A 24,367-nucleotide genomic window follows, 5' to 3' on the forward strand; every position below is an offset into this window, starting at 1 on the left:
CCGTTTTTGAATGTCATGGCAAATGATAATTATTACTGATTTTAAAAACGGGGGTATCTTGATGATTGTCATGGATATTTAGTTTTCGTGCCGCGTTTGGTGTCCGCACGGGGGCGGCAAGGGCGTGAAAATCCCCGCACAACAGGCGCATCGCTGTATAATATAAAGCTTTTTCCGCTTGCGCCGCCATGCGTACCCCTGCCGTCAATTCCAAAATCATCGCCACTTTGCCCGTGTTGTTGAGCACGGGCGGGGTGGCTCTGTTTATTTATTCCGACCCGCGTTTTACCCATTGGTTTTCGCCTTTGATTTTGGGGATTATTTCGGGCGGTTTGGTGGATTTGGACAATGCCCTGAGCGGTAAGCTGAAAAATATTTTGTTTACGGTGTCGGCGTTTGCGGTGGCGTCGTTGTCAGTGCAACTGACTTTCCACCACCCCGTGTATTTTGCCGCCACGCTGACGGGCTTGGGTTTTTTGTTTACGCTGATTGGGGTGGCGGGGCTGCGTTACCGCACCATTGCTTTCGGCACTTTGGCGGTGGCGGCGTACACGGCGTTGGTGCATGACGGGCGGGCGGGCATGTGGTACCTCAATCCCCTGCTGCTGACGGGGGGCGCGGTGCTGTACAGTGGCGCGACCGTGCTGACCCATTTGTTGTTTCCGCACCGCCCCGTGCAGGAAAACATGGCGGGCGCGTATGATGCTTTGGCGGGCTTTTTGGCGGCGAAAGCGGATTTTTTCGACCCCGATGAAGCCGATTATCTCGAGCCGCAACAAATCAAATTGGCAATGGGCAACGCCCAAGTAACCGAAGCCTTTAATCATTGCCGCCAATCGCTGTTTTACCGCATGCGCGGTCAGCACCGCCACCCGCGCACCACCAAAATGCTGCGCTGCTACTTCATCGCCCAAGACATTCACGAGCGCATCAGCTCCAGCCACGTCCACTACCGCGCTTTTGCCGAACAAATGCGCCATACCGATTTGATTTACCGCATCAGCCGTCTGCTGCATTTGCAGGCGCAGGCGTGCCGTGATTTTGCTGCCGTGTTGCGCGACCACAATGCCGAATACCGCTACCCGCCCAAATTGGCACGCGCCACGCAGGGCGTGGAACAATCCTTGCGCCGCTATGCCGAACACCCTGCCGAAAGCGGCATCGCGCCCTACCGCGTGCAGCGACTGCTCGACAACATCACCCACGTGAGTTTGCAACTGGGGCATTTGGCGCGGCAGGACACGGACGGCTTGGGCGAGGGCGACCGCATCCGCATCACCTCCCCCGAAAGCGGCGGCATCAAAGGCGCGTGGCGCATGCTCAAGGGGCAGATTACCCCGCAATCGCCCGCCTTCCGCCACTCGGTACGCATGGCGGTTACCGTGCTGCTCTCGTGCGTGCTGCTGCAATTTGCCCCGACCATCAACGCCTACCTGCTGCCCGAAAATGTGGAAGACCACTTGAATTTGGGCTTTTGGATTTTGCTGACGGGCATTTTCGTGTGCCAGCCCAACTATTCCGCCACCAAAAAACGGCTGGTGCAGCGTATTGTCGGCACGGTGGCGGGCGTGGCGGCGGGGTCGCTGCTGCCCCTGCTCAATCCCGCGCTCGAAGTGAAATTGGGCATTGTGGTGCTGACGACCATGCTGTTTTTCTATTTCCGCACCAACAAACACAGCTTTTCCACGTTTTTCATCACCATTCAGGCGATTATCGGCTTTTCGGTGATGGGCTACGATGTTACCGTATTTTTGATTCCGCGCATTGCCGACACGGTGGTGGGGGCATTGATTGCGGGTTTGGCGGTGTATTGGATTTGGCCCGATTGGAAATATCTGCAATTGGAACAAACCGGCGCGCAGGCCGTACAGGCAAACGCGGGCTATTTGAAGGCGATTTTAAACGAATTGCAGCAATACGGGATTCGCGACGACGTTGCCTACCGCCACGCCAGACGGGTGAGCCACGACCGTGCCGCCGCCCTTTCCACCACGCTTTCGGATATGTCGGGCGAAGCGAAAAAATACGGCAACCGTTTGCAGGACGGATTTTTGCTTTTAAAAATCAACTATTCGCTGATTGGCTACATTTCCGCCTTGGGCGCGTACCGCAACAAGATGCACGGCAGCCGCAGCGAAGCGGAAGAAGCGTTTTTGTTGCATTTTTTCCCCGTTGCCGAACAAGTGGTCGGGATTATGGAAAACATCGGCGCGTGGGACGGGCAGCATTTTGCCCAAGCCTACCGCCGCGTGCAAAACGACTTGGCGGATTTGCGCCGCGAGTGCGGCGGGGACGAATGCATCGGCGACGATTGGCAAAGCCAAGTATTGTGGCAGCAACTGCTGATGATTGCCGATGTGCTGGAGCCTTATTACCACGCCCTGCACCGCGAACAGGGCGCACAAGACGATGCCCCGTCCGCCACGCCGGCGCAAAGCGCGGCATAAAGCAGCAAAGCGTATTTTGATTTTGCGGCAAAACGGTTAAAATAGCCGCCAAATGCGTATTTTTTAGAAAGACAAGCGTTATGGCAGCAAAACCCAAAGGCTTGGGGCGCGGTTTGGACAGCCTGATTTCCTTTACCAGCCTCGATGACGACAGTGGCGACCGTTTGAGCACCGTTCCCATCGGCAGGGTGCGTCCCGGACGTTACCAGCCGCGCGTGCAGATGGACAACGACGCTTTGCAGGAATTGGCGGAGTCGATTCGGGCGCAAGGCGTGATTCAGCCTGTGGTGGTGCGCGAATTGGGCGGGCGCGAATACGAACTGATTGCGGGCGAGCGGCGTTGGCGTGCCGCACAAATGGCGGGCTTGGACGAAATTCCCGTCGTCATCAAAAACACGGACGACAAAACCGCCATGGCGATGGGTTTGATTGAAAACATCCAGCGCGAAAACCTCAACCCCATCGAAGAAGCGCAGGGCTTCAAACGCCTGATTGACGAGTTCGAGCTGACCCACGAAACCGTTGCCGAAGTGGTCGGGCGCAGCCGCAGCGCGATTTCCAACAGCTTGCGGCTGCTCAAGCTGCCCGAACCGGTGCAGGAAATGCTGTTCGACCGCCAATTGGAAATGGGACATGCCCGTGCGATTGTCAATCTTTCCGTAGAAGAACAGCTTGATTTGGCAAACAAAGCGGTGCGGCACGGCTGGTCGGTGCGCGAAATGGAGCGGCGCAGCCGCCAAGTGGAAACCTATGTGCCGCCGCCGCCGCGCCGTCTCGACCCCGATGTCGGACGGCTTGCCGACAGCCTGACCGAGCATTTGGGCGTGCCCGCACAAATCCAAACCCGCGACCGCAAAAAAGGCAAAATCGTGCTGCATTTTGATTCCGCCGATGCCTTTGACGGACTGATGGCGCGTTTGGGCGTGGCATACGAAGAAGACGCATGAAGCTGATTGCGTTCAATAAACCCTGCGGCGTGATTTGCCAGTTTTCCGCGCACGACACCCACCGCAGCCTGAAAGACTTTATTCCCGTTCCCCGCGTGTATCCTGCCGGACGGCTGGACACCGACAGCGAGGGTTTGCTGCTGCTCACCGACAACGGCGCATTGCAAGCCCGCATCGCCCAACCCCGCCACCAAACCGTCAAAACCTATTGGGCGCAATTGGAAGGCACACCTTGCCCCGACAAGCTGAAATTGCTGCAACAAAAAATGGATTTGGGCGATTTTGTTGCCAAGCCCGCACAAATCCGCCTGTTGGACAACGGCGAAACCGCCAAGCTGTGGGCGCGGGTGCCGCCCGTGCGTTTCCGCAAAAACGTGCCCGATTTTTGGTTGGAAATCCGCATCGGCGAGGGCAAAAACCGCCAAGTGCGCCGCATGACCGCCAAAGCGGGTTATCCCTGCCTGCGCTTGGTGCGGGTGGCGGTGGGGCGCATCAATCTTTTTGATTTGCAACTGGGTTTGGGCGAATGGCGGCGGATAAACCGATTGCCGTAAACACTGTTTTGCCCGCTCGGGCAGCCTGAATCCCTTTTTATCTCATTTTCAAAAACCTTTTGTTATTTCCATGAAACTCCATCAAATCCTTTCTGCCGAAGCCGAAGCCGCCTTTGCCGCCGCCGGCATTTCCGGCAGCCCCGTTGCCCTCCAGCCCGCCAAAAATCCCGATTTCGGCGATTACCAAATCAACGGCGTGATGGGCGCTGCCAAAGCCGCCAAACAAAACCCGCGCGAACTGGCGCAAAAAGTCGCCGGTGCGCTGGCGGACAGCAAAGTTTTCGCCGCCGCAGAAGTGGCAGGGCCCGGCTTTATCAACCTGCGCCTGAAGCCTGAATTTCTTGCCGAAAATATGAAAAATATTTTTCAACAACAACAGCTTGGCATCACCCGCGCCGATGCGCCGCAAACGGTGGTGATTGATTATTCCTCTCCCAATCTCGCCAAAGAAATGCATGTCGGTCATCTGCGTTCCGGCATTATCGGCGACAGCATCGCCCGCATTTTGGGCTTTTTGGGGCATCGCGTGATTCGTCAGAACCATGTGGGCGACTGGGGCACGCAATTCGGCATGCTGATTGCCTATCTGATTGAACAAAAACAGCAAAACAGCAATTTTGAACTGGCGGATTTGGAACAGTTTTACCGCAATGCCAAAGTGCGTTTTGACGAAGACCCCGCCTTTGCCGACACCGCCCGCGCCTATGTGGTGAAATTGCAAAGCGGCGATGAGCAAGTGCTTGAATGGTGGCAACAATTTGTGGATTTGTCGTTGCAGCACGCCGAAAACGTCTATCAAACGCTCGGCTTGCTGCTGGAGCGCGATGATGTGTGCGGCGAATCTTTTTACAACAAAGACTTGCAAAACACGGTGGACGAATTGGCGGCGATGGGCTTGGCGGTGGACGATGAGGGCGCGAAAGTGGTGTTTCTGCCCGAATTCAAAAACAAAGACGGCGAAGCGGCGGCGTTTATCGTGCAAAAACAAGGCGGCGGCTTTCTCTACGCCAGCACCGATTTGGCGTGTATGCGCTACCGCGTGAACGAATTGCAAGCCGACCGCCTGATGTATGTGGTGGATCACCGTCAAGCCCTGCATTTCCAACAGCTTTTTGCCGTATCGCGCAAGGCGGGCTGGCTGCCTGAAAACGTGTCCGCCGAATTTGTCGGCTTCGGCACGATGATGGGCAAGGACGGCAAACCGTTTAAAACGCGCTCCGGCGACACGGTGAAACTGGTTGATTTGCTTGATGAAGCGGTGGAACGCGCCACTGCTTTGGTGCGCGGCAAAAATCCCGCTTTGGACGACACCGCCGCCGCCGAAATCGGGCGCACGGTGGGCATCGGCGCGGTGAAATACGCGGATTTGAGCAAAAACCGCAGCAGCGATTATGTGTTTGATTGGGAACAGATGTTGTCGTTTGAGGGCAATACCGCGCCTTATCTGCAATACGCCTACACGCGGGTGCAAAGCGTGTTCAAAAAGGCGGGCGCGTGGACGATGCCCGAAGCGCTGTTATTGAATGATTCGTTGGAACAACGGCTTGCGGTGGAACTGCTGCGTTTTGAAGATGTGTTGAACGCGGCGGCGGAACAGGCGGCACCGCATTATTTGGCGGGCTATCTGTATCAGTTGGCGGCTTTGTTCAGCCGTTTTTACGAAGCCTGCCCGATTTTGAAAGCGGAAGGTGTGGTGCGCGACAGCCGTTTGGCGTTGGCGAAACTGACGGGCGAGACCTTGCGGCAGGGCTTGGCGTTGTTGGGCATCGATACGCTGGACGTGATGTAGCAAAAACAAAAAAGTGGCATCGTGATGATGCCACTTGTTTTGTCGGGGCGGGACTTATTCGCCCAAAGTGGCGGCGGGAACGCGCACCCGTCCTTCCATAATCACGCGGGCGCTGCGGCTCATCACGGCTTTGGCGGCAAACCATTTGCCGTTTTGCCGTTCGGCAGCCGCGCCCACGCGCAGGGTGCCGGAGGGGTGTCCGAAGCGCACGGCTTCACGCGCCCCGCCGCCGGCAACCAGATTGACCAGCGTGCCGGGAACGGCGGCGGCAGTCGCAATCGCCACCGAAGCCGTCCCCATCATGGCGTGGTGCAGCTTGCCCATGCTCATGGCGCGAACCAGCAAATCGGTGTCGGCGGCGGACACGGTTTTGCCGCTTGAGGCGGTGTAGCTTTGCGGCGGCGCGACCCATGCGATTTTCGGGGTGTGGGCGCGGGTGGCGGCTTCCGACAAGTCTTTGATTAAGCCCATTTTCAATGCGCCGTGTGCGCGGATGGTTTCCAGTTTGTCCAATTCGGCGGGCTTGGCGTTGATGTCGTCTTGCAACTCGGTGCCGGTGTAGCCCAAATCCGCCGCGTTCACGAAAATGGTGGGAATGCCGGAATTGATTAAAGTGGCTTGCAAACTGCCCAGTTCGGGAATGTCGAGCGTGTCCACCAAATTGCCGGTGGGAAACATATCGCCTTCGCCGTCTGCGGGGTCGAGAAACTCAATCACCACTTCGGCGGCGGGAAAGGTTACGCCGTCCAGCTCGAAACCGCCGCATTCTTGCACTTCGCCGTTTGCCACCGGCACGTGGGCGATGATGGTTTTGCCGATATTCGCCTGCCAAATCCGTACCGTGCAGATGCCGTTGTCGGGGATTTTTTCGGGGGAAACCAAGCCTTGTGAAATGGCAAACGCGCCGACGGCGGCGGTGAGGTTGCCGCAGTTGCCGCTCCAGTCCACAAAGGGTTGGTCAATCGACACCTGCCCGAACAGGTAATCGACATCGTGGTCGGGGCTGGACGATTTGTCCAAAATCACCGCTTTGCTGGTGGACGAGCTGGCGTTGCCCAAGCCGTCAATCTGTTTGCCGTAGGGGTCGGGGCTGCCCAGTACGCGCAGCAGGATTCGGTCGCGCACCTTGCCGGGCTGTTGTGCCGCTTCGGGCAAATCCGTGCGTTTGAAAAACACGCCTTTGGACGTGCCGCCGCGATAGTAAACGGCGGGAATGCTGATTTGTGTCATGTTGCGATGCTCCTGATTTATTTCCAATAACGCCACCAAGGCATGTCGTCTGCCACCCATGCTTTTTGCAGGTAGCTGCTGTTGGGGTAATTGGTTTGCAACACGCGCCGCGCATCGTCCGCCAATTGCGTTTTGCCCATTTTTTCGTAGGTAAACACCATAATCGCCAAGGCTTCTTCGGGGTAGGAGGTGTTTTGGAATTGTTGGACGATGCGCTGGGCGCGGTTGTTGGCGGCAAGGTGGGCGCCGCGTTTGGCGTAGTAGCGGGCGATGGCGATTTCGTGTCCGCCCAGTGCTTCCACCAGCCGTGTCATGCGTTTGCGCGCTTCAGGGGCGTATTTGCTGTTGGGAAAGCGTTTGACCAGTGTTTCAAAGGTTTTGTAGGTGTCGCGGTTGGCTTGCGGGTCGCGGTCGGACCAGTCTTGGGCGGAAAGTTTGTTGAGAAAGGAGGTGTCTTCGTCAAATTGTACCAAGCCGCGCAGGTACAGGGCGTAGTCGGTGTGGATGCTGGCGGGGAAGTGTTTTTCAAAACGCTCCAGTGATGCCAGTGCTTTGACGGGCTCTTCGTTTTTGTAGTGGGCGTAGGCTTCTTCCATCAGGGCTTGTTCGACATAGCGTCCTTCGGGCTGGCGCGAACGCAGGATTTCGTAGAGTGTGGCGGCGCGGCTGTAGTTGCCTGCGTCCAGTTCTTTCCGTGCTTCGGAATACAGTTGCTCGGTTTGCCAGTTTTGGGTTTGGCGGGCGTCTTTGCTGATTTTGCTCTGGTCGGTGCCGGCGCACGCGCTCAAAAGCAGTGCGGCAAGCAGGAGTGCCGACAGGGGTTGTTTCATTTTGATTCCTTTGATTCGGTGATTGATTCCGATTGCGGCACGCTGCCGCAGGGTAAAGCCGTATTCTGCCATTTTTCGGGCGGTTTGGGAATTGCCGCGCCGTGTGCTGGCACGGGGGCGGCGGCAGCGATACAATGTGTGTTTGGTTTTGCCGTGCCGGTGTGTTGGTGCACGGGACGGTGTTTGAAGGAATGTTGATGAAGTTTGTGTGTACCCGTGTCGGCAAGCGCCGCCGCCGTGTGTGTTTGTTGGTGTTGGTGTTGGCGGTGGTGCTGCCGGCGGCAGGGCTGGCGGCGTACTGCCTGTTCCGTGCCGATCCGCCGCCGCCCGAACCGCCCGTTGTGCCTGCGCCCCGTCCCGCACCTGCGCCGCCCGAGCCGCCTGTGGCGGCGGAAATTTTGGACGGGCGCGTGCTGCCGGCGCAAAGCCCGCATCTGACGCGCTTGCCCGATGAATTTGCCAACAAACCCACTTTTGTCCACCGCGATGCGGTTGAAGATTTGTTGGCACTGATTCGCGCCGCCAAAGCGGACGGCATCACGCTGACAGTGGTGTCGGGGTTTCGTTCGTATTGGCACCAGCAAAGCATTTGGAACAAAAAATGGCAAAACGTGGGCGATGCGCCCGATGATGCGGCGCGGCTGGCGCTGGTGTTGCGTTTTTCCGCCGTGCCTGCGCTCAGCCGCCACCATTGGGGGACGGACGTGGATTTCAACAGTGTGGACGATGCCTACTGGCAGGGCGCGGAAGGGCGGGCGGTTTCGGCATGGCTGCGTGCCAACGCCCGCCGCTACGGCTTTTGCCAAGTGTATGATGGACGGGCGCAGGGGCGGCGTGCTGGCGGACACGAAGACGAAGCGTGGCACTGGTCGCACCTGCCCAGCGCCGCGCCCCTGCACCGCCAGCGTTCGGCGCGTTTGGATGAAGCCCGTTATCCCGACTTGCACGGCAGCGACATTTTGCAAGGGCAGGGCGCGATGCTGCGCCCGTTTGTCGATTCGCTCGCGCCCGAATGCACATCGGCAAAACCGATTTCCACGCAAAATCAGTCGTCTTCCGCCGTATCACCGCCGTCATAAAGACCAAAACGGCGATTGCCGCTATAATCTTTGCCGTTTTGATATTTGAACCACACACCGAAGGAACCCGAATATGGACATTCAAGAACAAATCCGCCAATTGGTCAATGAACACCGCGTGGTGCTGTTTATGAAAGGCAGCAAACAATTTCCCCAATGCGGCTTTTCCGCCCGTGCCGTGCAGCTTTTGCAAGCGGCGGGCTGCCAAGACTTCGTTACCGTAAACGTTTTGGAAAACGAAGCGGTACGTCAGGGCATCAAAGAATTTGCCGACTGGCCCACCATTCCGCAGCTTTACGTTGATGGCGAATTTCAAGGCGGCTGCGACATCATGACCGAAATGTTTGAAGCGGGCGAATTGCAAACCCTGCTCGGCGGCGCGGCGTAATGGCACAGCCGTCCGTACTGGAAACGCTTGCCGTTCCCGATGGTGGCGGGCGCACTTTGGGCAGCGAAAAAGCCGTTGTTTCGTTTTCGGAGCAAGACGGACGGTGCCGTGTGGTGTTGCGTTTTGCCTATCCCGTTGCCCACCTGCGCGACACCTTGACCGCGCAGGTGCGTGCCGCACTCGGGCGCGATGATGCCGAAGTGGTGTTGGAAAGCCGCATCGCCGCCCACGAAGTACAGGCGGGGCTGCGTACCGTTCACGGCGTGAAAAACATCATCGCCGTGGCATCGGGCAAGGGCGGCGTGGGCAAATCCACCACCACCGCCAACCTTGCCCAAGCCCTGAGCGCGATGGGCGCACGGGTCGGCGTGCTGGACGCGGATTTGTACGGGCCCAGCCAGCCGACCATGCTCGGCGTGGCAGCGCAGTCGCCGCAGCAGCACAAGCAACGCTTTCTCCCCGTCCGCAACGCGCAAGGCATTCAGGTGATGTCCATCGGCTTTCTGATTGACGAAGCGCAAGCGGTGGTGTGGCGCGGCCCGATGGTGTCGCAAGCCCTGCAACAGCTCTTGTTTCAGAGCGAATGGGACGATGTGGACTACCTGCTGGTGGATTTGCCGCCCGGCACGGGCGACATCCAACTGACCCTGTCGCAAAAAATCCCCGTTACCGGCGCGGTGGTCGTTACCACCCCGCAGGACATCGCCCTGATTGATGCGCGAAAAGCGGTGGACATGTTTCAAAAAGTCAATATTCCCGTGTTTGGCGTATTGGAAAACATGTCGGTACACGTCTGCCCGCAGTGCGGACACCGCCAAGCCCTGTTCGGCAGCGACGGCGGCAAACATCTGGCGGCGCAATTGGGCGTGCCCTTGTTGGGACAACTGCCCTTGAGCCTGCCCGTGCGCGAAGCGATGGACACGGGCGCGGCTGCCGCCCTGCACGCCGACTGCCCCGACATCGCCGCCATCTACACCCGCGCCGCTTTCGCCACCGCGCTGGCAGTGGCAGACAAACGCCGCGATTTCAGTTCGCGTTTCCCCAAAATCGTTGTAGAATAAACATTTGAGTTGAAACAGAAAGGTGCGTCATGCGTTGGCAAGGCAGAGAAGGCAGCGACAATGTGGAAGACCGGCGCGGTGCGGGCGGCGGCGGAGGGGGCGGGCGCGGCGGCGGTTTGCTCGGCATCATCGTGCTGCTGGTGGGCGCATATTACGGCGTGGACTTGAGCGGCATTGTTGGCGGCGTGCCGCAAATCGGCGGTTCCGCCCCCGTTGCCCGCGAGCAGCCCGCACAACGTTCTGCGCAGGAGCAGGAGCTGACACAAATCAGCAAAGTGGTTTTGCGCGAAACCGAAAAAGTGTGGAGCGACTACTTCCACCGGCACGGAGCGCATTACCGCATGCCCAAAATGGTGCTGTACGATGACCGCACCCACACCGCTTGCGGCACGGGCAACGCATCGGCAGGCCCGTTTTACTGCCCCGCCGACCAAAAGCTCTATATCGACCTGTCGTTTTACAACACCATGAAGCACGAATTGGGCGCGGAAGGCGATGCCGCTTTTGCCTATGTGCTGGCGCACGAAGTCGGACACCATGTGCAAACCGTATTGGGTACGATTGAAAAAGTCCACCGCGCCCAGCAGCGCGTGGGCAAACGCGAAGCCAACGCACTGTCGGTCAGGCTCGAACTTCAGGCAGACTGCTATGCGGGCTTGTGGGCGCACTACGCCCAAAAAGACGGCTTGTTTGAAGCGGGCGACATCGAAGAAGCCTACAACGCCGCCGAAGCGGTGGGCGACGACCGTCTGCAACAACGCGCACAGGGCTACACCGTACCGCACACCTACACGCACGGCACATCTGCCCAGCGCAAACAATGGTTTCAGCGCGGATTGCACACGGGCGACATTGAGCAGTGCGACACGTTCAAATAGCCGCCGCGCAGCCCCGAGCTTAGCTTAAAACCTTTGCGCCGTCATTCCCTAACTAGGGCGTGTCATCAATTGACCGAGAAAACACAGCGCCGTCATTCCCGCGCAAACGGGAATCCAAGTCAAAGCACAACAAACCTTGATAAAACATGGCTTGCCAAACATCGTGCAGTGGCTTCCCGCCTGCGCGGGAATGACGGCAGTTTTTATACGCCCCGATGCCGTGTTTCACAGACAACAAAATGCGCCGTCATATGATTGACGGCGCATTTGTCTGTTTTCAGGCATCAGGGCGAATCAACGTTCCAAATGCAAAAACTGCATATGCCGTTCATACTGGTTCAGAATGTCAATGATAATCTGCTCTTTGGTGTAGCCGACCAAATCGTAGTCCTGACTGCCTTCGCTCAAAAACACTTCGGCACGGTAATAGGTTTCGCGGTCGCTGCCTGTGGAAAGGTTGCCCGACTGCCCCAAGGCAAACACGGGTTTCACCGCTTCCACCAGCTTCACCTGATACAGAAAATCCACTTCGCCGTTATGCCGCACCGACAGCGTTACGCCGTGCGGATTTTGCTGTTCGGTAACATCGGTGTCCAAGCCCTTGCTTTGCAGCTCGTGCGCCACTTCCAGCATGGCGGGCTGGAGTTGGGCGACCAGAAAACGCTGTGCGGTTTGCGCGTTGGGAAAATCAATCAGGCGGTGCAGGCGGTTGCGCCAGTTGCGCCCGTCATCGAGTACCATGGCTTTGTCCACTTGGTTGGCTTTGCGTTTGTTGCCTTCCTGACGCAGACACGTCCACAGCGATGCCATATACATCAGCAAAACCAGCGAAAACGGCAGTCCCGCCACCACCGAAACCGATTGCAGCGAAGCAAATCCGCCCGCCAGCAGCAAGCCCAGCGTAATCAAGCCGGTTGCCGCCGCCCAAAACAGCCGCAGCCACACGGGGGCATCGCTGCCGCTTTCCAAGTTGCGCGAGCTTAAGTTGGCAAGAACGAGTGCGCCCGAGTCGGCGGAAGTTACGAAGAAAATCAAGCCAATCAGCACCGACAAGCCCGACCAGAACGCCGCCCAAGGATAATGCTCAAACAGGGCGAACATGCCCATCGCAGGATTTTCCAGCGCGGTTTTGCCGAGTGCCGCCGCGCCGTGGTTGGCAACCAAATCAATGCCGCTATTGCCGAAAATGGAAAACCACGCAAAGATAAAGCCCAATGGGATAAACATCACGCCGAACACAAATTCGCGCAAGGTGCGTCCGCGCGAGATGCGGGCGATAAACAGTCCGACAAACGGCGCCCACGCCACCCACCACGCCCAGAAAAACACCGTCCAAAACGATTTCCATTCCGCGCCCGCATCGCCCTGATAGGCATAGACTTGAAAGGTTTTGCCGAGAACGTTTTGGAAGTAGTCGCCGATGTTTTCGGTGAAGGCGTTGAGCAGGAACAGGGTCGGACCCATCACCAGCAGGGCGAGCAGCAGAAAGGTTGCGCCGAGCATATTGATTTCAGACAGCCTGCGCACGCCTTTTTCCACGCCCGACATCGCCGACAAGCCCGCCGCGATGGTTACGCCCAAAATAATGGCTGCCTGAACGCCTTTGCTGCTGTCCATGCCGAAAACGTGGCTCAAGCCCGCATTCGCCTGCAACACGCCGATGCCCAAGCTGGTGGCGATGCCCAGCAGGGTACAGACCACGCCGAAAGTGTCCACCGTGTCGCCGAGCCAGCCGTCCGTGCGTTTTTTGCCGAACAGGGGAATCAGCGCGCTGCGCAGGGAAAGCGGCAGGTTTTTGCGGTAGGCGAAATACGCCAACGCCATGCCAATCAGGGCGTAAATGCCCCAACCGTGCAAGCCCCAGTGTAAAAAGGTTTGCACAAAGGCGGCACGCGCCGCTTCGGGCGTGCTGCCTGCGCCGGTGTTGGGGGAAAGGTAGTGCGTGAGCGGTTCGGACACGCCGAAAAACAGCAAGTCAATGCCGATGCCCGCCGAAAACAGCATCGCCGCCCATGCCAAAAACGGGAAATCGGGTTTGTCTTGGTCTTTGCCGAGCTTGATGTCGCCGTAGCGGGAAATGCCGACAAACAGCGCGAACACGGTGTAGGCGGCCACCACCAGCATATAGTACCAGCCGAAATGGTCGGACACCCAGCGCAGCGAGCTGCCGAGTACGGCTTCGCTGGCGGCGGGGAAGACGATGGTAAACAAAATCAGCAGCACCGAAATCAGCGATGCGGCGGCGAATACGGTGCGGTTTACCGAAAACGGGGAATTTGATGTGTGCGGGGGACTGTTCATAACGGTTGTCCTTGGGTTGTTTCAGATGGGTGTTTATTGCGCGGGCAGGTCTTTTTCGCGGCGCGTGCAGACGGTTTTTGCCATTTCTTCTTTGAGATTGTCTTCCGCAAGCTGGGTTTGGTGCATGGTGTCGCGGGTGAGCTCGTCAATCCGCAAGTAAAACTTTTCATCGGGCTTGCGGTCGCTCAAGATGTGTGCGGTCATTTTGTCGTGCAAGCGCATGGTTTCATCTTTGGCAATCGCTTTGCGGGTGGCGGCGGGGTGTTTGCGCTGTAATTTGCCGTCCGTCAGTTTTAAGGTCAGCAGATTGTCTTGTAACTGCCAAGTGCCGCGAGAGGGCAGGCTGTAATGAAATTCGTGGCCGTTAAATTTGAAAATCATCTTGCCCTGCGTTTTGACCGTGCCGTTGGCGGAAAAATGAATGTGGTCGCGGGTTTCGGCGTTGATGTCGTCATAACGGGTCAGGCAATGCCATTTTCCTTGCAAATCGGCGGCTTGGTCTGCCCATACCGGCGCGGAAACGGCAAGCAGGGCGGCGAATAACAGTTTGGTAACGGTGTTCATTTTTTGCTCCGAGATAAGAATAAGAAAGAATAAGAAAAGTGTTGCCGTCATGCACTTGGCGCATGACGGCACGGGTTTACGCGCTGCGTTGCGGCGTGCCGCGCACGGGCGCACCGTTGGCAACGTAATAATCCGCTTCCGAGGGCGGCAGGGGCGTGCGTCCGCGAATTTGGTCGGCGATTTTTTCAGCCAGCATGATGGTGGTGGCGTTCAGATTGCCGGTAATGATGTTCGGCATAATGGACGCATCCACCACGCGCAGCGCGTCAATGCCGTGTACGCGCCCTTGTCCGTCCACAACGGCATCGTTGCCTTCGCCCATCGCGCAGGTGCAGGACGGGTGGTAGGCGGTTTCGGCGTGTTGGCGGACGTATTCGTCCAGCTCGGCATCGCTTTGCAGGTGTTCGGGCGGGGTGATGGCTTTGCCGCGATAGGGGTCGAGCGCGGGCTGGCCGATGATTTCGCGGGTAATCCGAATGGCGGCGCGGAACTCTTCCCAATCCTGTTCGTGGCTCATGTAGTTGAACAAAATGCTGGGGTGGTCGGCGGGATTGCGCGATTTGAGTTTGACGCGCCCGCGACTGGGCGAACGCATGGAGCCGACATGGGCTTGAAAGCTGTGGGCTTTGCTGGCGTTGCGCCCGTCATAACGCACGGCAATCGGCAAAAAGTGATATTGGATATTCGGCCATTCAAATTTTTCGTGGGAACGGATAAAGCCGCCGCCTTCAAAATGGTTGGTCGCGCCCAAGCCCGTGCCGTTAAACAGCCATTCCGCGCCAATCAGGGGTTTGTTCCACCAATTGTTTGCGGGAGCGATGGAAACGGGTTGCGTGCATTCGTACTGCATATACAGTTCCAAATGGTCTTGCAGATTGTTGCCCACGCCTTGCAAATCCAAGATTTCGGGAACGCCCGCTTCGCGCAGCCATTCGCCCGGCCCGATGCCGCTTCGTTGCAGAATCTGCGGGGAAGCAATCGCACCCGCGCACACGATGATTTCACGGTGGGCTTCAACGGTGTGGCTTTGTCCGCGCCGGCTGAAACGCACGGCACGGGCGCGTTTGCCGTCAAACAAGATGACATCGGTGAGTGCGCCGGTGAGAATGTGCAGGCGTTCGCGGTGTTTTGCCGTGTCCAGATAGGCGCGGGCGGTGGAACTGCGCCGTCCGTGCGGGGTAACAAATCTGTCCATCGGCCCGAAGCCTTCCTGCTGATAGCCGTTCAGGTCGTCCGTGCGCGGGTAGCCTGCCTGAACGCCCGCTTCAATCATGGCTGCAAACAGGGGGTTGGCATTGGGCTTGGCGGTGGTAACGTGGACGGGGCCGTTGCCGCCGTGATAGGCGTTTTCGCCGGCATCGCGGTGTTCGGCTTTTTTGAAGTAGGGCAGGCAATGGCGGTAGCTCCAGTTTTCCAAGCCTTTGATTTGCGCCCAGTGGTCAAAGTCCAAGGCGTTGCCGCGAATGTAGCACATGCCGTTAATCAGGGACGAGCCGCCCAAGCCTTTGCCGCGTCCGCAATCCATGCGGCGGTGGTTCATAAAAGGTTCGGGGTCGGTTTGGTAGCCCCAGTTGTAGGTTTTGCCTTGCAGGGGCATGGCGAGTGCGGCGGGCATTTGGGTGCGGAAGTCCAAACGGTAGTCGGGCAAGCCCGCTTCCAGCAGCAGCACGGAGACGTTTTCGTCTTCGGTCAGACGCGCCGCCAGCACGTTGCCCGCGCTGCCCGCACCGATGATGATGTAGTCGTAGGCGTTTTTAATCATATTGTTTAATCCTTTCGGTAGAGAAATTGGCGGATACGGTGGCGGTAATGGTAAGCCAAGCCCGCGAACGGTAGCAGAATAAATGCCATGCCCAGTCCGCCGAACACAATCATCAGTCCGACCATGCCGAATCCGCCCCAAATACAGCATTCCAAAATCAATTGCGGTGCAATGTGTCCCGATGCTTGCAGCAGGTCATCGCGTTCTTGGGCGTTGAGCGGGCGGTAACGGCTGGTGCAAACGCGCCAAACGAGCCAGCCTACAGCCGACAAGGCACAGGCAGCCACGCACAGGATAATTTGCGTTTCCGTACCCCAGAAACAGGCGGCGAACAGCAGTCCCACCAGCGCCCACACCGCCAAAGAAGTCCATAAAGTATGGTTTTGTTTCATTCAGCCAGCCTTAAAACACGGACTGAAAGCCACCCAATTCCACCAGCACCGATTTGGTTTGCGTGTAGTGCATCAGCGTTTGCACGCCGTTTTCGCGGCCGATGCCGGATTGTTTGTAGCCGCCCACCGGCATTTGCGCGGGCGATTCGCCCCAAGCGTTGAGCCAGCAGATGCCTGCCTGAAGCCGCGCAATCAGGCGGTGTGCGCGTGTCAAATCGGGCGTAACCACGCCCGCCGCCAAGCCGTATTCGCCGGTGTTGGCGCGGGAAACGGCTTCGTCTTCATCGTCATAAGTCAGAATGCACATCACCGGCCCGAAAATTTCGTCCCGACAAATCAACATCTCATCGCAGCAATCAGTAAACACGGTCGGCGCGACAAACGCCCCCGCCGCCAACGCACCATCGCTCAAGCGCGTGCCGCCCGCCAGCAAAGTTGCGCCTTCGTCCTTGCCTTTCTCAATATAATCCAACACTTTTTCCATATGCGGAAAACTGGCTAACGGCCCGAAATTGGTTTGCGGGTCAAGCGGGTCGCCGATGCGGATTCGCGCCACCCGTTCCAACACTTTGCTTTCAAACGCGCTTTTCAGGCAGCTTGGCACAAACACGCGCGTGCCGTTGGTGCAAACCTGCCCCGAACTGTAAAAATTCGCCATCACCGCGATGTCCGCCGCCAAATCCATATCGGCATCGGCGCAAATGATTAACGGCGATTTGCCGCCCAGTTCCATCGTGGTTTCTTTCAGCGAAGACGCGGCTGCCTGCGCCATCACTTTTTTGCCCGTTGCCACGCCGCCCGTGAACGACACTTTAGCGATGTTTGCGTGCGTACTCAATGCCTCGCCCACGCGCCAATCGCCCTGAACCACGTTGAACACGCCGTCCGGTACGCCCGCTTCGGTAAAAATTTCCGCCAATTTCAACGCGCCGGTCGGCGTGATTTCGCTGGGCTTGAAAATCATCGCGTTGCCCGCCGCCAACGCGGGCGCGGCTTTCCACATCGCAATCTGAATCGGATAATTCCACGCGCCGATGCCCGCCACAACGCCGAGCGGTTCTTGGCGGGTGTAGGCAAACGCGGTTTCGCGCAGGGGAATTTGCCGCCCTTCAATCGCTTGCGCCAAACCTGCATAATATTCAATCACATCTGCGCCGGTAACGATGTCCACATACAGCGTTTCCGAAAGCGGTTTGCCGGTGTCCAGCGTTTCCAGTTTTGCCAATTCGTCATTGCGTTCGCGCAAGATGGCTACCGCTTTCAACAAAATACGGGCGCGTTCCACCGCCGTCATCGCCGCCCAGATTTTTTGACCGTGTTCGGCAGACGACACGGCGGCTTGGATTTCCGCATCATCGCTTTGCTGGACGAGCGACAGCGTTTCGCCGTTGGCGGGATTGGTGTTGGCAAAGGTTTCCGCACCGGCGCGGACGGGAGCGTATGCGCCGTTGATGTAGGCGGTGAGCAGAGTAGGGGACATCATTATTTTCCTGATAAACACAACAATCCGGCAGAATTAACACGGATTGCCCGAGCCAGTCAAGTTTTCTCCCGCCACACAACTTCGTTATAATGACGTTTGCACAACACAGAAGCAAAAAGGAATTGCAATGAAACTGCAAGAAACCTGCACCGCAAGCCAACTGATTTTTGATGGAAAATTCGTTACCATTCATCAAGATGACGTACAACTGCCCAACGGCGCACACACCAAACGCGTCTGGATACGCCACCCCGGCGCGGCGTGCGTGCTGGCAATTACCCCCGAACAACAAGTGATTTTGGTACGCCAATGGCGCTACGCCGCAGGAACGGCATTATTGGAAGTGCCTGCGGGAAAACTGGACGCAAACGAAGACCCGAGCGTATGCGCCCTGCGCGAATTGGCAGAAGAAACGCCTTATTGTGCCGAGCGCGTGGAAAAATTGGCACAATTCTACACCGCACCCGGATTCTGCAACGAAATCATGCACGTTTACCGCGCCATCAACATCAGCAAAAACAGCCAATTATCGCCCGACCAAGACGAGATTGTGCAAACCGTTTTGCTGAATGCCGATGAAGCCCGCGCTGCCATCGCCAACGGCGAAATCCAAGATGCCAAAACACTGATTGCACTTAATTTTTGGCTGAATCCAACACGCACATGAACGCCCGCTACATCGGGCGTTTCGCCCCCAGCCCGACAGGCAAGCTGCACATCGGTTCGCTGCTTGCCGCTTTGGCATCTTATGCCGATGCCAAAGCACACGGCGGAAAATGGCTGCTGCGTATTGAAGACCTTGACCCGCCGAGAGAAGTAGCGGGCGCGGCAGACGACATTATTCGAACGCTGGCAGTATTCGGATTTGAATGGGACGGCGAAATCACCTACCAGAGCCAACGCCATGAAATCTACCAATCGGCACTGGAACAATTAAAAAAACAAAACCTTGCTTATCCCTGTTTTTGCAGCCGCAAACAATGGCAGCAAGCAGCCCGACAAGGCGCGGACGGTTTTGTTTACAATGGGCATTGCGCCCGTAATCCCCTTGCGCCCGCCACAGGCAAAACACCTGCATGGCGTTTGCGTGTTCCCAATCAAGAGATTGTTTCTCAAGACAGAATAGTCGGAACGTATGCCCAAAACTTGGCACGCGACATCGGTGATTTTGTGCTTTTGCGGGCAGACGGTTTTTGGGCATACCAATTGGCGGTGGTGGCAGACGATGCGGCGCAGGGTATCACCCACATCGTGCGCGGACAAGATTTGTTGGTTTCAACCCCGCGCCAAATTTGGCTGCAACAGTGCCTGAATGTTCCGCAGGTGCAATACGCGCATTTGCCCTTATTAACCAACCAACTGGGGCAAAAATGGTCGAAACAGACGCTCGCGCCCGCATTGGATTTGCGCCAAAGTGAAGCCTTGTTGCGACAAGTATCGGAATATTTGGGTGTTCCCCCTGCGCCGTCCGTAAACCGTCCGCAAGATTTGTTGGTATGGACAATCCAAAATTGGCACATCGGCAACGTGCCGCCACATTCGCGCATACACGGTTAAAAAAAATCCTGTGGAATGTTTGTTGTTCCACAGGATGTTGAATTGTTTATTTGGAAGGCGTGTATGCCTGTTCCAATTTTTCCCGCATCGGGGTCAAATCAATGCTGACCAAGTCGGCAGCGCGAATCAGGCTGTCCACTTCCACGCCGCGTTTGGCTTGGTTCAATGCCCACATCAGTGCGGAGCGTGTCCCCGAACGGCAGTAAGCCAAAATCGGGGCAGGGGATTTGGCAACGGTTTCCTGAAATTCCTGCAATTGTTCGGCGGTGATGCTGTCGGCGGTAACGGGCAGGTATACCACGTTTTCCACGCCGGATTCGTGCAGCCACTGTTTGACGGTTTCAAAATCGGGCTGACCGGCTTCTTCGCCATCAGGGCGGTTGCAAATCACGGTTTTCACATCATAAAACTTGGCGGCATTTTTTGCACTGCGTTCGTTCAATTGACGCGACACATACAGATAATCGGCAATTTTGTCCATAATCATGATTCCTTACTTCACGAAAGAACGCGATTTTATCAAAAAACAACAGGGTAGGGCAGTATCATTAAGAAAAACTATACTTCTGCCAAACGGCGCAATACTTCATCGCGCCCGATTAATGCCAACACCGCATCAACAGATGGCGTTTTCGCCGTGCCGCACACTGCCAAACGCAAAGGCATGCCCAATTTGCCCATTTTGATGCCTTCGTCTGCACAAAACGGCGCAAACAGCGCGTGAATATTTTCCGCCGTCCACCCGTCCAACGCTGCCAAACGCTCGGCGAAACGGCGCATTCTGGCAGGCGCGTCCGCGTCCCAATGCTTGGCGACATCTGTTTCATTCGGCACAGATTTTTGATAAAAATACGCACACTCCGCCGCCAGCGCGTTCAAATCTTGGGCGCGGTCTTTCACCAACGCCACCACCGCCGCCAAATCGGGACTGCCTGAAAGCGCAAACGGCAAACGCGCTTTGACCAATTCCGCCAAATCCCCATTCGGCATCGCCTTAATGTGTTCGCCGTTAATCCACAGCAGCTTTTTGCCGTCCATACGGCTGGCGGACGGCGAAACGTCTTTCAAATCAAACCATTTCACAAACTGTTTCATGGTAAAAAATTCATCGTCGCCGTGCGCCCAGCCCAGCCGCGCCAAATAATTCAACATCGCTTCCGGCAGCACGCCCAAAGCGTCAAACTCGGTAATCGCCACCGTATCGCCGCTACGCTTGGAAATCTTTTTGCCCGCCTCGTTTAAAATCATCGGCAAATGCGCGTATTGTGGAGACTCAACGCCCAATGCTTTGAAAATATTAATTTGTTTCGGCGTATTGTTCACATGGTCGTCGCCACGAATCACGTGGGTGATGCCCATATCGTAATCGTCTGCCACCACACAGAAATTATAAGTCGGCGAACCGTCCGCCCGCGCGATAATCAAATCGTCCAAAGCCGCATTCGGAATGCGGATTTCGCCTTTTACCAAGTCCTGCCAAACAGTTACGCCGTCCATCGGGTTTTTGAAACGGATAACGGGCTGCACACCGACAGGCGGTTCGGGCAATTTTTTACCTGTTTCAGGACGCCAACGGCGGTCGTAAGTTGCCGTGCCTTCGCGCTCGGCTTTTTCGCGCATTTCCGCCAACTCTTCCACACTGCAATAGCAAGGGTAGGCGTGTCCCGTTTCCAATAATTTCTGAATCAAATCCTTGTAGCGGGAAAGATTTTTGCTTTGGTAAACAATATTGTCGGCATTATCGGGGCTTAATCCCACCCAATTCATGCCGTCCAAAATAATTTGTACCGATTCGGCAGTCGAACGGGCAGTATCGGTGTCTTCAATCCGCAGCAGGAATTCGCCGTCGTGATGTTTGGCAAACGCCCATGAGTACAAAGCGGTACGCACGCCGCCAATGTGCAAATAGCCGGTGGGACTGGGAGCAAAACGGGTTTTAACGGTCATGATGTCGGTTCTGTGAAACAAAAGCGGCGATTGTAATCAATATCCGACAAGCAATCAATTTTTGGATTGTGCAATCCAAAATTACGTACCAATAATCTAAAATTTAACATAATAACGATTATGCGAATACTAGTGGGCTTTGAGCATAGCAAACAATTTTGCCAATGCTGCTGCCCGATGGCTGATGCGGTTCTTTTGTTCGGGCAATAATTGTGCGGCGGTTTTGCCGTATTCTGGCAAATAAAAATGCGGGTCATAGCCAAAGCCGTGTTCGCCTTGTGCTTCGGTTTGCCATTGTCCGTGCCACACGCCTTCCGCAATCAAAGGTTGCGGGTCGTGTTCGTGCCGTACCAATACCAAGATACAAACGTAATATCCCCGTTTGTCGATTTGATTTTTCAAGCACTCGGACACTTTGGCATTATTGGCGGCATCGGATTTCGCTTCGCCGGCAAAACGCGCCGACAAAACACCCGGAGCACCGTTCAATGCAGGAAAACAGATGCCACTGTCGTCTGCCAGCGCGGGCAATCGGCTGTAACGCGCAGCATGGCGGGCTTTTGCCAACGCATTTTCCACAAAAGTGAAATGCGGTTCGGGGCAATCGGGCACGTTGAATTGTGATTGCCCAATCAGCTCAATGTTTTCTCGGGCGAACAATTGGGCAAATTCCCTGCCCTTTCCCGCATTGTTGCTTGCCAAAACGATTTTTTCAAACATTGTTTATTCCTGTTGTTCCGTGTGGGATTTTTGTTGTTGCATTTGCAAGCGTGCTTGTTGTAGGGCTTTGAGCCGTATGAATAATGCCAAGCTGGTGATTTGCCCGATTACCGCGCCGAATGCAAACAAAAACATTGCCAGCGCCAGTTGTTTATCGCGAATCGAATACAAATAGCTGCCCGCCGTCATCAGTGCGATGAACAGCAGGGAAAACAGGATAATCAATATAAGGTAAACTTGCGCCCGTGTCATGTGCCACCTGTGTGAAATTGCCGCCCGAACGGGCGGCGAAATTCAATGCAATTCCCGATAAAGGCTTTGCAATAAAGCACTTTTGTCTTGACCTTGATACGGTTTGCCCGTTTCGTCAAGCAGATGAATGCGTTGTCCGTCCGGCAATGCTTCGAGTGCAACCAGCATTTTCGGGGCTTCGGGCGCGGTGGCGGCGGGGGCTTTTTTGTTTTTGCCAAACCATTTGTCGAACCAGCCAGTTTTGCTCTCTGCCTGACGCAGTACATCGCTTTCGTTGGGTGCGGGCTGAACGATAAATGTTCCGCGCTCGTGAATAAATTCGCGCACGGTCAAGCCGATGCGGTCAAGTGCCAGCGCAATCCGATTGACGTTGCGTTCGGCACTGCCCGCCACCCACACGGCATTTTGTTCGAGTCGGGCAAAGCGTGTTGCCTGCTGCCCTGTTTGGTTTGCTGCAGCTTGGTTTTGCCGGATTTGTTGTTGGGCGCGTTGTTCGTCCACGCCGATGTATTGCATGAAACGCGCCAAAAATACGGCTTCCAAATTCGGGTCGTTCGGGCGCGGTTGCCACACGGTGCGGTCTTTGTTTTTGCCGTCATACACTTCTTTCAAACCTTTGTGGCTGAAAAACACGTCCACGCCGCCTTGTTTGTTGCGCTCCATGCGAATCAGAAATTTGTCGCGCTCGCTGGTGCTGTACACGCTGCCCAAGCCGACTTTGTCAAACAGCTTGCGCAGGCCCTGATGTGCCAGTTTGGCGCGGTTTTCCGCCCAATCGGTTTCCATAACGCCGATTTTGGCTTCTTCGGAATGAATGGTAAAGCCGCTTTCCTGCCAAAACGTCCGCAACACGGGCCAGATTTCCGCCGCTTTTTTGTTGTCGATGACCAGCCAGCGTTGGTTGCCCGCGCGTTCGATGCGGGCGTTGTCCACTTTGGTCAGGACACTGCCTCCCTGCCCTGCGCCGGTTTCATCGGGCAAGGCATACAGATTGCCCTGATTGGGGTCGCGCAAATCGGGCGGAATTTCCAATGCGTTCAATGCCGCTTTGCGTTGCTCGGATTCGTAATCCGTTGCCTGTTTGTTGTTGCCGCTCGCACACGCAGCGAGCAGGGTCGCTGCCACGAACGGGGCAAGCCATTTGGTTTTATTGGTTTTCATGATTTCCTTTCAATGATGGCGGGTATCAAATCTGACCGCTTTCGCGCAATGCGTTTTCCACTTTTTCCCGACCCGGGCCGCTCAGCTCCACAATCGGCAGGCGCACGTGCGCTTCGCACAGTCCCAACCTTGCCGCCGCCCATTTTGCCGGTGCGGGGCTGGATTCGCAAAACATCACATCGTAAACGGGCATGATTTTTTCGTTCAGCACACGCGCCTGTTGAATGTCGCCTGCCATGGCTTTTTCGCACATTCGGGCAAAATCTTTCGGCGCGGCATTGGCGGCAACGCTGATGACACCGTGTCCGCCGCACAGCAAAAACGGCAGCGCGGTGGGGTCGTCGCCCGAATAAACGGCAAAACCTTCCGGCACTTGCTTGAACAATGCCAATGCGCGGGCAAGGTCGCCACTGGCTTCCTTCACCCCGACGATATTGGGAATGTCTGCCAGCTTAAGAATGGTTTGGTTGTCCATGTCCACAACGGTGCGTCCGGGCACGTTGTAAATAATCATCGGAATGGCGGCGGCTTCGGCAATGGCGCGGAAATGGCGGTAAATGCCTTCTTGAGACGGTTTATTGTAATACGGCACCACCGAAAGCGTGTAATCCGCGCCCGCTTGCTCGGCGGCACGCGACAGCTCGATGGCTTCGCGGGTATTGTTTGCGCCCGCACCCGCGATAATCGGAATGCGCTTGGCGGCATAACGGACGGTTTCCTCAATCACGGCAATATGCTCTTCCACCGACAAAGTAGAGTTTTCGCCGGTTGTCCCGACCGAAACAATGCCGTGAGTGCCTTCGGCAATATGCCAATCAATCAAAGTGTGCAGATGCCCGAAATCAATGCTGCCGTCGGCGTGCATCGGGGTAATCAGGGCGACAAGGCTGCCGGTAAGCATGATAAAACCCTTTGTGCAATGGATTGGGAAATGCTGCATTTTAGCGGAAAGCCCGATGGTTGTCAGCACGCCGTACGGTTGCGGATATCGTTTATAATGCCCTTTTTTATCCCTTCGGAAACGA

General features: G+C 56.4%; 24 protein-coding genes. 10 read left to right on the forward strand and 14 right to left on the reverse strand.

The genetic code is table 11. The features are described 5' to 3' along the window. Positions 1-13: 13 nt before the first annotated feature. Complete coding sequence (locus G392_RS13475; RefSeq protein ID WP_156900757.1) at positions 14-190, reverse strand: hypothetical protein; 177 nt, start codon at positions 188-190, stop codon at positions 14-16. Between G392_RS13475 and yccS the strand changes: the two genes are divergently transcribed. From yccS to argS, 4 genes are all read left to right on the forward strand, one after another. After that, positions 189-2,447, forward strand: a complete 2,259-nt coding sequence (yccS, locus tag G392_RS11840) for a YccS family putative transporter (RefSeq protein ID WP_051255514.1) — start codon at positions 189-191, stop codon at positions 2,445-2,447. The genes G392_RS13475 and yccS overlap by 2 nt on opposite strands. Before the next feature lie 80 nt (positions 2,448-2,527). Beyond that, on the forward strand, positions 2,528-3,394 hold the full coding sequence (locus G392_RS0101955; protein ID WP_027008863.1) for a ParB/RepB/Spo0J family partition protein: 867 nt from the start codon (positions 2,528-2,530) through the stop codon (positions 3,392-3,394). Then, complete coding sequence (locus G392_RS0101960) at positions 3,391-3,948, forward strand: pseudouridine synthase (protein WP_027008864.1); 558 nt, start codon at positions 3,391-3,393, stop codon at positions 3,946-3,948. Before G392_RS0101955 ends, G392_RS0101960 begins: the two co-directional genes overlap by 4 nt. Positions 3,949-4,018: 70 nt before the next feature. Beyond that, positions 4,019-5,737, forward strand: a complete 1,719-nt coding sequence (argS, locus tag G392_RS0101965) for an arginine--tRNA ligase (RefSeq protein ID WP_027008865.1) — start codon at positions 4,019-4,021, stop codon at positions 5,735-5,737. Between the two features lie 54 nt (positions 5,738-5,791). On the opposite strand, the gene prpF is transcribed toward argS, so the two are convergent. Together prpF and G392_RS0101975 are read right to left on the reverse strand one after the other, a co-directional pair. Further along, on the reverse strand, positions 5,792-6,967 hold the full coding sequence (gene prpF / locus G392_RS0101970) for a 2-methylaconitate cis-trans isomerase PrpF (RefSeq protein WP_027008866.1): 1,176 nt from the start codon (positions 6,965-6,967) through the stop codon (positions 5,792-5,794). Between the two features lie 17 nt (positions 6,968-6,984). Further along, positions 6,985-7,797, reverse strand: coding sequence for an outer membrane protein assembly factor BamD (locus G392_RS0101975; protein ID WP_027008867.1), 813 nt, complete (start codon positions 7,795-7,797; stop codon positions 6,985-6,987). Positions 7,798-7,994: 197 nt separating this feature from the next. On the opposite strand from G392_RS0101975, the gene G392_RS12955 reads away from it, so the two are divergent. The 4 genes from G392_RS12955 to ypfJ all read left to right on the forward strand — a co-directional run bounded on the left by G392_RS12955 (position 7,995) and on the right by ypfJ (position 11,203). Next, positions 7,995-8,876, forward strand: coding sequence for a M15 family metallopeptidase (locus G392_RS12955; protein WP_169718726.1), 882 nt, complete (start codon positions 7,995-7,997; stop codon positions 8,874-8,876). A gap of 73 nt (positions 8,877-8,949) precedes the next feature. Next, positions 8,950-9,264 (forward strand): Grx4 family monothiol glutaredoxin, encoded by a 315-nt coding sequence (gene grxD / locus G392_RS0101985; protein WP_027008868.1) that lies wholly within the window; start codon positions 8,950-8,952, stop codon positions 9,262-9,264. Further along, positions 9,264-10,325, forward strand: coding sequence for an iron-sulfur cluster carrier protein ApbC (apbC, locus tag G392_RS0101990; RefSeq protein WP_034334142.1), 1,062 nt, complete (start codon positions 9,264-9,266; stop codon positions 10,323-10,325). The genes grxD and apbC overlap by 1 nt, the downstream gene beginning before the upstream one ends. A 29-nt stretch (positions 10,326-10,354) precedes the next feature. Next, positions 10,355-11,203, forward strand: coding sequence for a KPN_02809 family neutral zinc metallopeptidase (gene ypfJ, locus G392_RS0101995; RefSeq protein ID WP_027008870.1), 849 nt, complete (start codon positions 10,355-10,357; stop codon positions 11,201-11,203). 294 nt (positions 11,204-11,497) lie between these two features. On the opposite strand, the gene betT is transcribed toward ypfJ, so the two are convergent. The 5 genes from betT to betB all read right to left on the reverse strand — a co-directional run bounded on the left by betT (position 11,498) and on the right by betB (position 17,705). Then, positions 11,498-13,504 carry a choline BCCT transporter BetT gene (gene betT / locus G392_RS0102005; protein ID WP_027008871.1) on the reverse strand — a complete coding sequence of 669 codons (2,007 nt, stop codon included), beginning with the start codon at positions 13,502-13,504 and terminating at the stop codon, positions 11,498-11,500. Positions 13,505-13,537: 33 nt separating this feature from the next. Beyond that, entirely contained in the window at positions 13,538-14,068 is a 531-nt protein-coding gene (locus G392_RS0102010) for a lipocalin-like domain-containing protein (RefSeq protein ID WP_027008872.1), read from the reverse strand. A gap of 76 nt (positions 14,069-14,144) precedes the next feature. Further along, complete coding sequence (betA, locus tag G392_RS0102015; RefSeq protein WP_027008873.1) at positions 14,145-15,830, reverse strand: choline dehydrogenase; 1,686 nt, start codon at positions 15,828-15,830, stop codon at positions 14,145-14,147. Positions 15,831-15,835: 5 nt separating this feature from the next. Further along, positions 15,836-16,222 (reverse strand): hypothetical protein, encoded by a 387-nt coding sequence (locus tag G392_RS0102020; RefSeq protein WP_027008874.1) that lies wholly within the window; start codon positions 16,220-16,222, stop codon positions 15,836-15,838. A 10-nt stretch (positions 16,223-16,232) separates the two neighbouring features. Beyond that, positions 16,233-17,705: a betaine-aldehyde dehydrogenase gene (gene betB / locus G392_RS0102025; RefSeq protein WP_027008875.1), complete on the reverse strand. Its 1,473-nt coding sequence runs from the start codon at positions 17,703-17,705 to the stop codon at positions 16,233-16,235. A gap of 127 nt (positions 17,706-17,832) precedes the next feature. On the opposite strand from betB, the gene G392_RS0102030 reads away from it, so the two are divergent. Both G392_RS0102030 and gluQRS read left to right on the forward strand, forming a co-directional pair. Beyond that, a complete protein-coding gene (locus G392_RS0102030) occupies positions 17,833-18,372 on the forward strand; it encodes an NUDIX hydrolase (protein ID WP_027008876.1) in 540 nt (179 codons plus the stop codon). Next, positions 18,369-19,262: a tRNA glutamyl-Q(34) synthetase GluQRS gene (gene gluQRS, locus G392_RS0102035; protein WP_034334144.1), complete on the forward strand. Its 894-nt coding sequence runs from the start codon at positions 18,369-18,371 to the stop codon at positions 19,260-19,262. The genes G392_RS0102030 and gluQRS overlap by 4 nt, the downstream gene beginning before the upstream one ends. A gap of 46 nt (positions 19,263-19,308) precedes the next feature. Here gluQRS and G392_RS0102040 read toward each other — a convergent pair whose 3' ends face one another. From G392_RS0102040 to dapA, 6 genes are all read right to left on the reverse strand, one after another. Further along, positions 19,309-19,749 carry a protein tyrosine phosphatase family protein gene (locus G392_RS0102040; protein WP_027008878.1) on the reverse strand — a complete coding sequence of 147 codons (441 nt, stop codon included), beginning with the start codon at positions 19,747-19,749 and terminating at the stop codon, positions 19,309-19,311. A 71-nt stretch (positions 19,750-19,820) separates the two neighbouring features. Then, positions 19,821-21,209: a glutamate--tRNA ligase gene (gene gltX / locus G392_RS0102045; RefSeq protein ID WP_027008879.1), complete on the reverse strand. Its 1,389-nt coding sequence runs from the start codon at positions 21,207-21,209 to the stop codon at positions 19,821-19,823. A 129-nt stretch (positions 21,210-21,338) separates the two neighbouring features. Further along, the gene (rdgB, locus tag G392_RS0102050; RefSeq protein WP_027008880.1) at positions 21,339-21,929 is read right to left on the reverse strand and encodes an RdgB/HAM1 family non-canonical purine NTP pyrophosphatase; all 591 of its coding nucleotides are present in this window, start codon (positions 21,927-21,929) and stop codon (positions 21,339-21,341) included. Positions 21,930-21,932: 3 nt separating this feature from the next. Beyond that, positions 21,933-22,181 (reverse strand): NGO_0222 family membrane protein, encoded by a 249-nt coding sequence (locus G392_RS0102055; RefSeq protein WP_027008881.1) that lies wholly within the window; start codon positions 22,179-22,181, stop codon positions 21,933-21,935. A 42-nt stretch (positions 22,182-22,223) separates the two neighbouring features. Continuing rightward, positions 22,224-23,342 carry an outer membrane protein assembly factor BamC gene (gene bamC, locus G392_RS0102060; RefSeq protein WP_034334146.1) on the reverse strand — a complete coding sequence of 373 codons (1,119 nt, stop codon included), beginning with the start codon at positions 23,340-23,342 and terminating at the stop codon, positions 22,224-22,226. Positions 23,343-23,367: 25 nt separating this feature from the next. Further along, a complete protein-coding gene (gene dapA, locus G392_RS0102065; protein WP_027008883.1) occupies positions 23,368-24,243 on the reverse strand; it encodes a 4-hydroxy-tetrahydrodipicolinate synthase in 876 nt (291 codons plus the stop codon). Between the last annotated feature and the right edge of the window lie 124 nt (positions 24,244-24,367).

Origin of the sequence: Conchiformibius kuhniae DSM 17694 (assembly GCF_000428785.1) — a bacterium.
In the GTDB taxonomy this organism is placed as follows: domain Bacteria; phylum Pseudomonadota; class Gammaproteobacteria; order Burkholderiales; family Neisseriaceae; genus Conchiformibius; species Conchiformibius kuhniae.